At 68.5% G+C, this 13,023-nt stretch carries 11 protein-coding genes; 9 read left to right on the forward strand and 2 right to left on the reverse strand.

The window, feature by feature from the left end; translation table 11 throughout:
* Nucleotides 1-44 precede the first annotated feature (44 nt).
* Complete coding sequence (locus ACFVWL_RS14240) at nt 45-1,202, forward strand: P1 family peptidase (protein ID WP_387183970.1); 1,158 nt, start codon at nt 45-47, stop codon at nt 1,200-1,202.
* A gap of 53 nt (nt 1,203-1,255) precedes the next feature.
* Complete coding sequence (locus tag ACFVWL_RS14245) at nt 1,256-2,296, forward strand: TIGR00730 family Rossman fold protein (protein WP_387183973.1); 1,041 nt, start codon at nt 1,256-1,258, stop codon at nt 2,294-2,296.
* Here ACFVWL_RS14245 and ACFVWL_RS14250 read toward each other — a convergent pair.
* On the reverse strand, nt 2,265-3,620 hold the full coding sequence (locus ACFVWL_RS14250) for a flavin monoamine oxidase family protein (protein WP_387183975.1): 1,356 nt from the start codon (nt 3,618-3,620) through the stop codon (nt 2,265-2,267). The two genes, ACFVWL_RS14245 and ACFVWL_RS14250, sit on opposite strands and share 32 nt — an antisense overlap.
* Before the next feature lie 131 nt (nt 3,621-3,751).
* Here ACFVWL_RS14250 and nusA point away from each other — a divergent pair, with 131 nt between their 5' ends.
* The 5 genes from nusA (at nt 3,752) to ACFVWL_RS14275 (ending at nt 10,679) form a co-directional block, all read left to right on the forward strand.
* Nucleotides 3,752-4,735 (forward strand): transcription termination factor NusA, encoded by a 984-nt coding sequence (nusA, locus tag ACFVWL_RS14255; RefSeq protein ID WP_387183977.1) that lies wholly within the window; start codon nt 3,752-3,754, stop codon nt 4,733-4,735.
* 61 nt (nt 4,736-4,796) lie between these two features.
* A complete protein-coding gene (locus ACFVWL_RS14260) occupies nt 4,797-5,051 on the forward strand; it encodes a YlxR family protein (RefSeq protein WP_105668474.1) in 255 nt (84 codons plus the stop codon).
* 94 nt (nt 5,052-5,145) lie between these two features.
* Nucleotides 5,146-7,917 carry a translation initiation factor IF-2 gene (gene infB / locus ACFVWL_RS14265; protein ID WP_387183979.1) on the forward strand — a complete coding sequence of 924 codons (2,772 nt, stop codon included), beginning with the start codon at nt 5,146-5,148 and terminating at the stop codon, nt 7,915-7,917.
* Between the two features lie 95 nt (nt 7,918-8,012).
* Entirely contained in the window at nt 8,013-8,438 is a 426-nt protein-coding gene (rbfA, locus tag ACFVWL_RS14270; RefSeq protein WP_387183982.1) for a 30S ribosome-binding factor RbfA, read from the forward strand.
* Nucleotides 8,439-8,600: 162 nt separating this feature from the next.
* Complete coding sequence (locus ACFVWL_RS14275) at nt 8,601-10,679, forward strand: LuxR C-terminal-related transcriptional regulator (RefSeq protein WP_387183985.1); 2,079 nt, start codon at nt 8,601-8,603, stop codon at nt 10,677-10,679.
* 58 nt (nt 10,680-10,737) lie between these two features.
* Here the strand turns inward: ACFVWL_RS14275 and ACFVWL_RS14280 are convergent, their stop codons facing one another.
* Nucleotides 10,738-11,604 carry an A/G-specific adenine glycosylase gene (locus tag ACFVWL_RS14280; protein WP_387185313.1) on the reverse strand — a complete coding sequence of 289 codons (867 nt, stop codon included), beginning with the start codon at nt 11,602-11,604 and terminating at the stop codon, nt 10,738-10,740.
* Nucleotides 11,605-11,732: 128 nt separating this feature from the next.
* Between ACFVWL_RS14280 and truB the strand changes: the two genes are divergently transcribed.
* Entirely contained in the window at nt 11,733-12,626 is an 894-nt protein-coding gene (truB, locus tag ACFVWL_RS14285) for a tRNA pseudouridine(55) synthase TruB (protein ID WP_387183988.1), read from the forward strand.
* Nucleotides 12,623-12,991: a hypothetical protein gene (locus ACFVWL_RS14290; RefSeq protein ID WP_387183990.1), complete on the forward strand. Its 369-nt coding sequence runs from the start codon at nt 12,623-12,625 to the stop codon at nt 12,989-12,991. The genes truB and ACFVWL_RS14290 overlap by 4 nt, the downstream gene beginning before the upstream one ends.
* Nucleotides 12,992-13,023: the final 32 nt, after the last annotated feature.

The following is a 13,023-nucleotide window of genomic DNA, read 5'->3' on the forward strand; positions in this document are numbered from 1 at the left end:
CATCTATTCTCTGAACACACGTTCATGTCGAATCGGAGTATCGGATGAGTGCATCGCTGCAATCGGGATCGTCGTACGGCCACACCAGGGCGCGCGACCTGGGAATACCGTTCGACGGTCGGAGCGGGGTCGCGGGGGCGATCACGGACGTCCCCGGCGTGACTGTCGGCTACCGGACCCTGATCGCCGGTGAAGGCCCACGTGCCGCGCGCACCGGCGTGACGGCGATCCTGCCTCGGGGGCGGGCGGGGGTCGGCGTGCCGTGTGCGGCCGCCGTGCATTCGTTCAACGGAAACGGTGAGCTGACCGGTCGCTCCTGGATCGACGAGTCGGGGTCGCTCTCCATGCCGATCGGCATCACCAGCTCCCACGCGGTGGGAGCCGTGCACACAGGCATCGACGCCTGGGTCGCCGAGAACGCTCCGCATGTCGCCGCGCAATGGATGCTGCCGGTGGTGGGGGAGACGTGGGACGGCTACCTCAACGACATCAACGGAGCCCACGTGAGGCCGGAGGACGCCCGGGCGGCGCTGGAGGCGGCCTCCCGGGACGCGCCGGAGGAAGGGAACGTCGGCGGCGGCACCGGCATGAACTGTTACGGGTTCAAGGGCGGCACGGGCACGGCCTCGAGGACCGTGACGTACGGCGACGATGAGTACACGATCGGCGTGCTCATCCAGGCGAACTTCGGCGCCAGGGAGGAGCTCCGTCTCGGCGGGGTCCGGATCGGTGCGCGCTCGTCGACGCCGAATCCGATGGCCGAGGACGACTGGCTCTCTCGGGAGAGGGATCTGCGGGCTCCCGGGGGCGCGGGGTCGGCGATCGTCGTCATCGCGACTGATGCGCCTCTGCTCCCCGGTCAGTGCGCTGCCCTGGCCCGGCGCGGCGCACTCGGCCTCGGGCGCAGCGGTACGGCAGGAAGCCATTTCTCGGGAGACATCGTGCTCGTCTTCTCCACGGCGAACGAGGGGGCCTTGACCTCCACGTTCCCTGATGGGGCGCGTGCCGAGTATGAGACGCTGCGGCTGATCCCGTGGGGCCGGATCGATCCGTTCCTCACCGCCGCCGTCCAGGCCGTCGACGAGGCCGTGTGGAACGCCCTGGTGGCGGCGCGAGACATGACCGGTCGAGACGGACACACGAGCCTGGCCCTCCCGCACGACCAGATCCGGGCGGCGGTCGCCGAGATGAACGGTCTTTGACAAGCGGTGTGGCATACGCCCGTGCTCGCATCGCTGCATGACACCCTGGTGTCATGATCGATGAACCACTCCCCGAAGCCCTCAGCTCCGAGATCAACGCCGTCCTCGACGACGCGGGAGTGCATACCGACCGGCGACTGGTGATGCGGATGCTGCGCACCGCGATCCTGCTCGGCGAGGACGGCGCCGACCGTCTCGACCTCAAGATCGCGTCGGCGGCCTTGGCTGAGATGCGCGACGCATTCCGACTGTTCGCGCCGTTCCGCGGTGTCCCCAAGGTGACGGTTTTCGGCTCGGCCCGCACCCGACACGACGATCCGCTGTATCTCACCGCTCGCGATGTGGCCGCAGCGCTGGCGGGCGACGGCTGGATGGTCGTGACGGGTGCCGGCCCCGGCATCATGCAGGCGGCTTCGGAGGGAGCCGGACCCGCTCTCTCGCTGGGGGTCTCCATCCGGCTGCCCTTCGAGGAGAAGCCCAACGGCCTCGTGACGGGTCAGGACCACGTCGTCGCGATGAAGTACTTCTTCACCCGCAAGCTCATGCTCATCAAGGAATCGCTCGGGTTCATCTGCCTGCCCGGCGGATTCGGCACCCTCGACGAGATGTTCGAGCTGCTCACCCTGCAGCAGACGGGGAAGGCTGAGCCGACGCCCATCGTGCTCCTGGACGAACCGGGCGGTACTTTCTGGCAGGGCCTCCGCAGCTTCATCGATGACCATCTCGCGCCGACGGGGGTGATCTCGGAGGGCGACTTCGACCGCGTCGTGATCACCGATTCGGTCGAGGCCGCTCGGGCCGAGATCACCGGGTTCTGGCACAACTACCATTCGTTGCGCTGGGTGGGCGACGCGCTCGTGCTGCGGTTGAAGGCCGAGCCGACGGATGCCGAGATCGACGAGCTCAACGAGCAGTTCGCCTCGATGCTGTCGTCGGGGAGGATCGAGCGGACGGCACCGCGCCAGCCCGAAGTCGCCGACCAGGACAACCTCGATCTGCCGCGCCTGATCCTTCACCTGGATCAGCGGCAGGTGGGCAACCTGTTCCGGCTGATCGGTGCGATCAACGCACTTCCGTCCGCTCCCGAGCGGTGATGCGGGCGGCGAAGTCCCCCAGGTCGACAGGGCGATCGAGGATGCGCTCCGCGGCCCGGTGCCCCGAGGATAAGGCCGCACCGACGGTCGCCGGCTCATCGCCCCAGGTGGCCTCGCCGGCGAAGTGCAAGACGCCATCGACGGGCCCCGCGAGCGCATCGTGGTCGTGGTGCGTCGAACCCAGCGCGAGGTGCGAGTAGGAGCCGCGCGAGAAATCGTCCTCGCCCCACCGGGTGACCCAGTGGGCGAGCGGCTCCCCGACGGCGTCACCGTAGAGGCGGCGCAGTGCGCTGACGGCGTCGGCGACGATGTCCGCATCCGCACGCTCCTGCATCCGGCGACCGAACGGGCCGGCGGCGAAGGTCAGCAACGTGGGGATGCCGCTGACAGCGGAGACGTCGTACCAGGAGTGCCAGTGCTCACCGGCCTCTCCGAGGGCGCGGATGACGTAGGTCTCCTCGTTCCAGAAGCGCTCGGGGAACTGCACGAACACCTTGTTGAAGACCCCCATCCCGAGCCGTGATACGGGGCCCGCGACTGCATCCGGGAGCTCGGGGTCGAAGGTGATCGTCCCCGCCTTGAGGACGCCGAGGGGCACGGTGACGACCGCCCGATCCGCCCGGTACTCCGTCCCGCCCGCCTGCACGATGACGCCGTCGGACGAGCGGCTCACCCGGGTCACCACGGTCGCGAGGCGCACGTCGAGGCCTGCCCCGATGCGACGTGGCAGCTCGTCGTAGCCGCGGGGGAAGATCACCTCATCGCCGTCGATCGCGTCCTCATCGAGGCCGTGCGCGTCGAGGTCGCCGATCCATGCGCCGCACTGCTCCTCGACCCGGTGGCGGAAGAACTCGCGGATGTCGTCGATGCGTTCGGGAGTGAGCCCTGACCTGTCGAGAGCTCGCTCGGTCACATCCAGGTAGGTGTCGCCGGGGGAGGACGCGACGATCTCCTCCACGAGGAGGCGGTCGGCCAGGTCGACGTCGGAGATCCACTGCGCGGTGGCCGCGTCGTCCAGCGGGCGTCCCTCGCCGTCGAAGTTCTCGATCGGGCGACCGCCGACCTGGAAGCTGCCCACCGTGTACTCGATCGCCGGAATGCGGAGGGCGTGGACGAGATTCCACAGCGGTGAGTCCTCGATCCCGTGGATCCACGAAGCGCCGAGATCCACCGGGAATCCGGCGCTGCGATCGGTGTGCATCCGGCCGCCGATGCGGTCGCGTCCTTCGAGGACGACGACGCGCTGGCCGGCGTCGACGAGCATCCGGGCGCTCGTGAGCCCTGACATCCCCGCGCCGATCACGATCGTGTCGAATGTGCTCACGTGCTCCTCCTTGAGCGGCTCCCGGACTCCGACGCCCCTGCCGCCGTGCGGGAGCCGGTGGGCACAGGGTATCGTGGTACGGATGTCGCGCGTGCGAACAGGCGCGACGAGAGCTGAATAGAGAGGCCGTCATGGACATCGAACTGAGTCTGCTGCGAGGGATCGAGAAGGAGAAGGCGATCCCCTTCGATGAGCTTGTCGCGATCATCGAGCAGGCGATCCTGACCGCGTACTCCAAGCACGTCGCCGCCGACGGTGTGACACCTGAGGGCGTCCGCGTCGACCTCGATCGCAAGACCGGTCACGTCGCCGTGCTGCAGGTCGTCAAGGACGAAGAGGGCGCGATCATCGGTGAAGAGGACGCGACGCCGGATGACTTCGGGCGTATCGCGGCTTTCGCCGCCAAGCAGGTCATCAGCCAGCGTCTCCGCGATATCGCGGACGACGTCGTGCTCGGCGACTTCAAGGACAAAGAGGGCGACATCGTCGCCGGCGTGATCCAGCAGGGCCCGAACCCCCGCATGATCCACGTCGATCTCGGAGCCGTCGAAGCGATCCTCCCGCCCGAAGAGCAGGTGCCGGGCGAGGAGTACACCCACGGTTCGCGTCTGCGCGTGTACGTCACGAGCGTCGCCAAGGGACTCAAGGGCCCGCAGATCACGGTCTCGCGCACGCATCCCGGTCTCGTCCGCAAGCTCTTCGCCCTCGAGGTGCCGGAGATCGCGGCAGGTCTGGTCGAGATCGTCGCGCTCGCTCGCGAGGCCGGCCACCGCACGAAGATCGCGGTCAAGGCGAACGACCCGTCGATCAACGCCAAGGGCGCCTGTATCGGCGAGATGGGACGTCGTGTGCGCGCGGTGACAGAGGAGCTCGCGGGGGAGAAGATCGACATCGTCGACTACGACGCTGATCTGCCGACCTTCGTGGCTCACGCCCTCTCACCGGCGAAGGTCACGAGCTCGTTCGTGCTCGACGCCAATACCAAGGCCGTCCGGGCCCTGGTGCCCGACTACCAGCTGTCGCTCGCGATCGGCAAGGAAGGCCAGAACGCGCGTCTCGCTGCCAAGCTCACCGGCGCCAAGATCGACATCCAGCCGGACAGCGTCCTCGACTGACCGGCTCCGGCCTCCCGCCGCGCCCGGGAGCGGGCGAGGCGGGGTGAAACGCAGGTGTAAGATGGAACCCGTACGAACGTGCGTCGGTTGTCGCACGCGTGCTCCCCGCTCCGCCCTTCTCAGGGTGGTGGCCCAGAACGACACCCTCATCCCTGATGAGCGTGCTGTCCTGCCGGGGCGCGGCGCGTGGGTGCATCCGACACCTGAATGCATGGAGGCCGCTCTGCGGCGACGAGCTTTCGGACGAGCACTGCGTGTGACCACTCAGCTGGACACACGGACCTTCGAACAGCACCCACCAAGAAACAAAGGCTGAACAGCTATGGAAACAAAGTGAACGGCTCGAAATGAGACCCGTCCGCGACTAGTGGTCTGCCCTGTCTGGGTAGACCAACTCAGACAGGAGAATTGTGGCTGGTAAACCACGCGTACATGAGATCGCCGCCGAGCTCGGCGTCGACAGCAAGATCGCACTTGCAAAGCTCAAGGAACTCGGCGAGTTCGTGAAGAGCCCGTCTTCCACCATCGAGCCGCCGGTGGCGCGCAAGCTGCGCGCGGCGATCGAGGCCGACAGCTCGCTCAAGGCCGCGGCTCCGGCAGCGCCTGCAGCAAAGCCTGCTGCGAAGTCGACCACGTCGGCTCCCAAGCCTGGAGCCTCGTCGGCACCGACTCCCGGACCTAAGCCGGGTCCGAAGCCCGCACCGGCTCCCGCTGAGCCGGCACCGGTCGAGGCCGCTCCCGTCGAGGCCACACCGGTCGAGAAGGCTCCCGCAGCGGAGGCCCCCGAGGCTTCTGCTGACGCGAAGTCGGCTGACGGCGCAGCTCCCAAGCCGGGCGCTCCTCGCCCCGGCAACAACCCCTTCTCGACGGCACAGGGCATGGGCCAGCGTCCCGCAGGTCCTCGCCCCGGCAACAACCCCTTCGCCTCGGCACAGGGAATGGGGCAGCGTCCCAGCCCGACGCCCGGCAACATCCCGCGCCCGCAGGCACCGCGCCCGGGTGCGCCCCGACCGGGTGCACCTCGTCCCGGCTCGCCGCGTCCCGGTGCACCTCGCGGTGGCCAGGGCGGTCGTCCCGGCGCTCCGTTCCAGCAGCGTCCCGGCGGCCCCGGCCGTCCCGGTGGCGCCGGTGGACCCGGCGGTGCCGGTGGTCCCGGAGCACGTCCCGGTGGTGGCGGCGGCTTCGCCGGTCGTCCCGGCGGCGGTGGCGGTCGTGGCCGTGGTCCCGGCGGTGGTACCGCGGGTGCCTTCGGCAAGGGCGGCGGCAAGAGCAAGCAGCGCAAGTCGCGGCGGGCGAAGCGGCAAGAGTTCGAGATGCGGAGTGCTCCGGTCGTCGGTGGCGTCAACGTCACCCGCGGCAACGGAGAGATCATACGCATGCGCCGCGGCGCATCCATCGCGGACTTCGCCGACAAGATCGAGACGCTGACCGGTTACACGGTCCAGCCCGGAACCCTCGTCACCATCCTCTTCAACCTGGGTGAGATGGCCACGGCCACGGAGTCCCTCGATGAGGCGACGTTCGAGGTCCTGGGCGCCGAGCTCGGCTACAAGATCCAGATGGTCTCGCCCGAGGACGAGGACAAGGAGCTCCTCGAGGGCTTCGGTCTCGACCTCGAGGCCGAGCTGGAGGCGGAGAGCGAAGACGACCTCGAGATCCGTCCCCCTGTCGTCACCGTCATGGGTCACGTCGACCACGGTAAGACGCGACTGCTCGACGCGATCCGTCAGACCAACGTCATCGAGGGCGAAGCCGGCGGCATCACCCAGCACATCGGTGCCTACCAGGTCTGGACCGAGCACGAGGGCATCGAGCGAGCCATCACCTTCATCGACACCCCCGGTCACGAGGCGTTCACCGCCATGCGTGCCCGTGGTGCGCAGGTCACCGACCTCGCGATCCTCGTGGTCGCAGCCGACGACGGCATCATGCCGCAGACGGTCGAGGCGTTGAACCACGCGCAGGCGGCGAACGTGCCGATCGTGGTCGCAGTGAACAAGGTCGACAAGCCCGACGCCAACCCCTCCAAGGTGCGTCAGCAGCTGACCGAGTACGGTCTGGTCGCCGAGGAGTTCGGTGGCGACGTGATGTTCGTCGATGTGTCCGCTCGTGCCAACACGGGTATCCAGGAGCTTCTGGACGCCGTGCTGCTCACAGCCGACGCCGGCCTCGACCTGACCGCCAACCCGAACAAGGCCGCTCGCGGTGTCGCCATCGAGGCGAAGCTCGACAAGGGCCGCGGTTCGGTCGCCACGGTGCTCATCCAGTCCGGAACGCTTCGGATCGGTGACGCGATCGTCGCGGGCACGGCGTACGGCCGTGTGCGTGCGATGGCGGACGAGAACGGCGAGCAGGTCCTCGAGGCCTACCCGTCGCGCCCGGTGCAGGTGCAGGGTCTGAACTCCGTGCCGCGCGCCGGCGACGTGTTCATCGTCACCGAGGAAGACCGCATGGCTCGCCAGATCGCTGAGAAGCGTGAAGCGGTCGAGCGCAACGCCCAGCTGGCCAAGGCTCGCAAGCGCATCTCGCTCGAGGACTTCACCCGAGCTCTCGAAGAGGGCAAGGTCGAGTCGCTCAACCTCATCATCAAGGGTGACGTCTCCGGTGCCGTCGAGGCACTCGAGGAGTCGCTCCTCAAGATCGAGGTCGACGACTCGGTGCAGCTGCGCATCATCCACCGCGGTGTCGGTGCGATCACCGAGTCCGACGTGAACCTGGCGACGATCGACAACGCGATCATCGTGGGCTTCAACGTGCGTCCCGACACGAAGGCGCGCGAGCGTGCCGCCCGTGAAGGCGTGGACATCCGTTTCTACTCCGTCATCTACAACGCGATCGACGAGATCGAGAGCTCGCTCAAGGGCATGCTCAAGCCGGAGTACGAAGAGGTCCAGTCGGGTGTGGCCGAGATCCGCGAGGTGTTCCGCTCCTCGAAGTTCGGCAACATCGCCGGTGTCATCGTGCGATCGGGAACGATCACGCGAAACGCCAAGGCACGCGTCATCCGCGACGGTGTCGTGCTGGCCGATGGCCTCGCCATCGAGTCGCTGCGTCGCTTCAAGGACGATGTCACCGAGGTCCGCACGGACTACGAGGCCGGTATCGGACTCGGAAAGTACAACGACATTCAGATCGGTGATGAGATCGAGACGACTGAGCTCGTCGAGAAGCCTCGCGGCTGATCAATTCGAAACACCTTCGGGCGTCCTTCGCTCCTGCTCCTCCCGGAGCACGGAGACGAGGGGCGCCCTGAGGGTTCCTGGACAGGGAGAGACCAATGGCAGGCGAACGACAGGCCCGTCTCGCGGATAGAATCCGCGTGATCCTCGCCGAACGGCTGGAGAAGGGGCTGCGCGATCCGCGCCTCGGCTTCGTCACCATCACCGACGTCCGCGTGAGCGGCGACCTCCAGCACGCATCCGTGTTCTACACGGTGTTGGGCACGGAGGAGGAGCGCATCTCCAGCGGTGCCGCGCTCACCTCGGCGACCGGAATGCTGCGCACCGAGGTCGGACGACAGCTGAGCACGAGACTCGTGCCGACGCTCGAATTCATCCCGGATGCGCTTCCGGAGAACGCCGACCACATCGGCGCGCTGCTCCGTGAGGCTCAGCAGCGTGATGCCGACGTCGCCAAGCTCGCGTCCTCGGCTTCTCACGCCGGCGACGCAGACCCCTACCGCTCGGACGACGACGCGGAGTGATCGCCGTTTGATACGCTCGGCTTCGCGGGACACGTTCCCGCGAAGCTGAGGGGGATCGGCATCGAGGGTACGGGCACGTCCGGGGGGCCGTTCATCGCGCCCGCCGCCGTCGGAATCATTCTGGACGATCTCCTCGAACGGGGCCTCGGCTGTGCGCCGCATGTGCTCTCCCGGCTCTCCGACGACCTGAATGCAGACGCGGCGACGATTCGCGGAGTCGTCGAGCGCCTGACACCGGCTCAACGCCACGGATTCCGTCCGCTGCCGACGCCCTTGCCCCTCGTTCCATCGATCGCGCAGACGTTCGATGGGTTGCATCTCGACGGCCGTGATCGCGAGCTGCTCCTCGCGTTGGCGGTTTGCCTGGACGACGTCCTCGATCCGCTTCTCGAGTTCGATGGACGCTCGGCGGCTGAGATCGCGGCCGCATCCGTCGGCGACCACCTCCTCATGCACGCCGGTCGTGCGCGGTTCGCCGATACACGACTGGCCATCTGGGTACGAGCCACGACCTGCGCTGCGGGAACCGCGATGGTCCATGGGCGCCTGAGTGCGGTCTTCCGGCGTCGAGGTGACCGGGTGAGCGCGGACTGGCATCGGGCGCGGGCATCCCTCGTGGGGGATCCGGCCACGGCACCGGAACTCACCCTGATCGCACGTCAGCTCACCGAGGCGGGGTATCCGGATCGTGCGTTGCTGCTCGCGAGGGAGGCCTCAGAGCATGCAGTGGGCGACGCTCGGGACGAAGCGCGTCTCGTCGCGGGAGCGTCGGCCGTCGGCGCCGGATTCGCCGCGGAGGCTGCTGCCTGGTTGGGGACGCTCTACCCACATGGCAGCGAGCGGTGCCGCCTGGCAGGCCTCGGGGCACTGCTGGTCGCGCAGACCCTCATGCAGGGTGCAGTTCCCGAAGTCGATCCGACGGCCGTGCGGCCCGGTACGGCTGACGATGCGGACTGGCGTCATTGGACCAGAGCAGCTGCCCTCGCCGCGATCCTCTGCGCCGAACGGGGTGACAGACAGGGCATGCGCACGTGGCTCGATGCCCTCCGCGACGGCGCCACGCGGATCGACGCCGAGCGTGAGCTGAGGGATCCCGTCGTGGCGTTGAGCTGGCTCCTCGCGGGCGACCGCGAGGTCGACGGGGTGACGGGCCCCGGGCCGGTGAGCGGCGGGATGCTCCGTACTCTGCGCGCTGCAGTGGAGGGCGACATCGATCTCGCGTTGCGGCTGGTCGCGACGGACGACTCGACGTTCTCCGGTGGCCCCGATCCTTTCGTGCCGGGGTACGAGCTCAGCCCTGTCGTCCGGGCATACCGGGCGGTGGTCGAGGCTCTGCTGCTCATGTGGCGGGGCGACATCGGCATCGCTCGGGATCGGCTGATCCAGGCGGCGCTGCGTCTTCCGATCGCGCTGCCCTTCGCCGGATTGGGCGTGGTCCTCGCCCGACGCCTCGACCTGGCGGTGCTGGGCGAACTCGGTCCGTTCGCGCGGTCGCTCACGATCGCGCTCCCTGCGGGGGTGAAGATCGATCTCCTGGTGGATCGTGGCATCCACTCCTTCCTCGCGGGCTCCTTCGACGATGCTGCAGCCACGATCCGGCTCTGGTCCGATCTGGGTTCACCGCAGGCCGCGATGGCGGTGCCCGGGCTGGATGAGCTGGTTCTCATCGGCGCGGACGGCCCCGCGCCTGTCGCCTCCATCGAGCCCCCCGAGCTCACACGCGCTCGGCACCTGCAGGTACGCATCGCGACGGCGGGCGACGGGCGCTGGCGTACGGAGAGCGAAGAGATCCGTGAGGCCGCCCGTACGTTGAGCTCGCCGTTCGCCAGGGCACGAGTGGAGGCGATGCTCGGAACACGGGATGCGATCCGCGATGATCATTCCTCGGCGAGGATCCATCTCCAGTACGCCGAGCGACTCTTCGAACTCTCCGGAGCGACGGCCTGGGCGCGGGCGATCCGACGTCGACTGGACCGCCTCGACGCCAGGGAGGGGAGTATCGTCCCGGCGCTGGACCCGCTCTCTGCGTGTCGCTCCGCATGGTCGCTCCGGCTGACCGCGCGCGAGCTGGATGTGGCCATGCGCGCGGTGCGCGGCGCCGCGAACCGCGAGATCGGCGCGGCGTTGAGCGTCTCCGTCCGCACCGTCGAAGTCCACCTCGGCCGCGTGTTCACCAAGCTCGATGTGCGGAGCCGGGTCGAATTGACGGTGCTCGCACATCGCACCGATCAACATCTCTGAGCCGTCACCGAACCTGAGCCGTCACCGACCCTGAGCCGTCACCGAACCTGAGCGGTGGTCAGCGCGGCAGGAACAGGGAGACTCCGTCGGCTTCGGCCAGGCCGTCCGCGATGAGCGAATCGACGGCTCGATCGCGCTGCCCGGCGTCGGGCCACTCCGGCAGCACAGCCGCGAGGGGTACGGGGTCGGGATCCAGGCTCCGTAGCAGCCGCAGCACCGCGCCACGTGCCTGGCGGTCCGACCCTTCGTATGCGGCTTGGCGCCGGCGTTCGTCCCCCGTGTCGGGTCTGCCTGCCGCCAGCCAGGCGCAGCTGCCGGCCAGAGGGCACAGCTCGCATCGGGGGGCACGCGACGTGCATACCGTGGCGCCGAGTTCCATCGCCGCCGCATTGAAGACCGCGGCCTCATCGACGTCGTCCGGCAGCAGGGAGGCCATCAGATCGAGATCCCGGCGCGATGCGGCCCCCGGCTGCGCACGGCCCTCGACGGCTCGGGCCAGAACTCGTCGGGTGTTGGTGTCGACCACGGGGTGCCGGTCGCCGTAGGCGAACACGGCGACGGCGCGAGCCGTGTAGTCCCCGATGCCGGAGAGAGCCAGCAGCGCGTCGACGTCACGCGGAACGATCCCGCCATGTCGATCGGTGATCTCGACGGCGGCACGGTGCAGCCAGAGTGCGCGCCGGGGATAGCCGAGGTTCGCCCACTGCTGCACGACGTCCGCGGTGGAGGCCGTAGCCATCCTGGCCGGCGTCGGCCACCGCTCCAACCAGGCCTCGAGGTGCGGAATCACTCTCGCGACCGGCGTCTGCTGCAACATGAACTCGCTCACGAGAACGCCCCACGCGCCGAACTCTTCGTGGAAATCGGAGCGGCGCCACGGCAGGTCGCGTGCGGTTGCCCGATACCACGTCGGCAATGGCGACATCAGATCGAGCGGGGCCGGCGGGAGAGGCACTCATCCAGCCTAAGCGAGCGGATGCACGGCGCGGACCGGGAGCGATCCGGACGACCGTGCGCGCAGGTCACCCGTCGCGCGCTCGGTAGGCTGGGGGGATGGTCTCGCCCGGCATCCTCCTCGTCGACAAGCCCGCAGGACTCACCAGTCATGATGTCGTCGCCCGCACGCGACGGGCGTTCGGCACCCGCAAGGTGGGGCACGCCGGAACGCTCGATCCGATGGCGACCGGGCTGCTGGTGATCGGCATCGAAGGAGCGACCAGGCTTCTGACGTACATCGTCGGTGCGGACAAGACCTACACGGCGACCATCCGTCTCGGGCAGACGACCGGCACGGACGATGCGGAGGGGGAAATCCTCACCACCGCGGCACCCGAGGCATGGGACTCCGTGACCGATGATGCGGTCGCGGCCGGCATCGCGGAACTCACGGGTGAGATCTCGCAGGTCCCCAGTGCGGTCTCCGCCATCAAGGTGGACGGTCGCCGCGCGTACGACCGCGTCCGCGCAGGTGAGGAGGTCGTGCTCGCCGCACGGGACGTCGTCGTCTCGCGGTTCGACCTGCTCGCCGGCCGTCGGGGCGCGGGGCATCTCGATCTCGATGTCGTCGTCGACTGCTCGTCCGGAACCTACATCCGCTCGCTCGCTCGCGATCTCGGGGCAGCTCTCGGCGTGGGCGGTCACCTCACCGCGCTGCGACGTACTCGCGTCGGGCCGTTCGAGGTGACGGACGCCGTCGGTATCGATGCGCTCGAAGGCGCGCCGACGCTGACTCCGGGCGAAGCAGCGGGCCGAATCCTTCCCGTGCTCGAGATGTCGGGGGAGGAGGCGCGAGACCTCCGACACGGCAAGCGACTGGGAGGGCAGGCCGTCCGCCTCGAGGACGCTCTCGGCGCGGCGATCGATCCGGACGGTCTCCTGGTCGGCATCGTGGAGAAGCGCGGCACGGATTTGAAGAGCGCGATGAACATGCCGGAGGGCGACCGATGATCCTGTGGTTCACGATCGCGCAGATCATCATCGCGGTCGCCGCTGGCGTCTTCTGCGTCGTCGCAGGTCTGATCGGCCGACGGCCGAGTGACTTCAGCGTGGGAGCGCTCGCCCTCGTCGAGGCGCTGCTCGTCGTGCAGGTGGTCGTCGCGATCATCGCGCCGCTGGCCGGGAATCCGCCGACCGGGGACCTGCTCGAGTACTGGGTCTACCTCGTCTCGGCGGTGCTGCTGCCCGTCGGTGCGGTGCTCTGGGCGCTCATGGAGCGCAGTCGTTGGAGCACGGTGATCCTGGGGGTCGCTGCGCTCGCGATCGCGATCATGCTGTGGCGGATGCAGGTCATCTGGACGATCCAGATCGCGTGACGCGAGAGCTCGGCGCGGAGACCGGTCGTCTC

Origin of the sequence: Microbacterium sp. NPDC058269, from assembly GCF_042881445.1 — a bacterium.
In the GTDB taxonomy this organism is placed as follows: Bacteria; Actinomycetota; Actinomycetes; order Actinomycetales; family Microbacteriaceae; genus Microbacterium.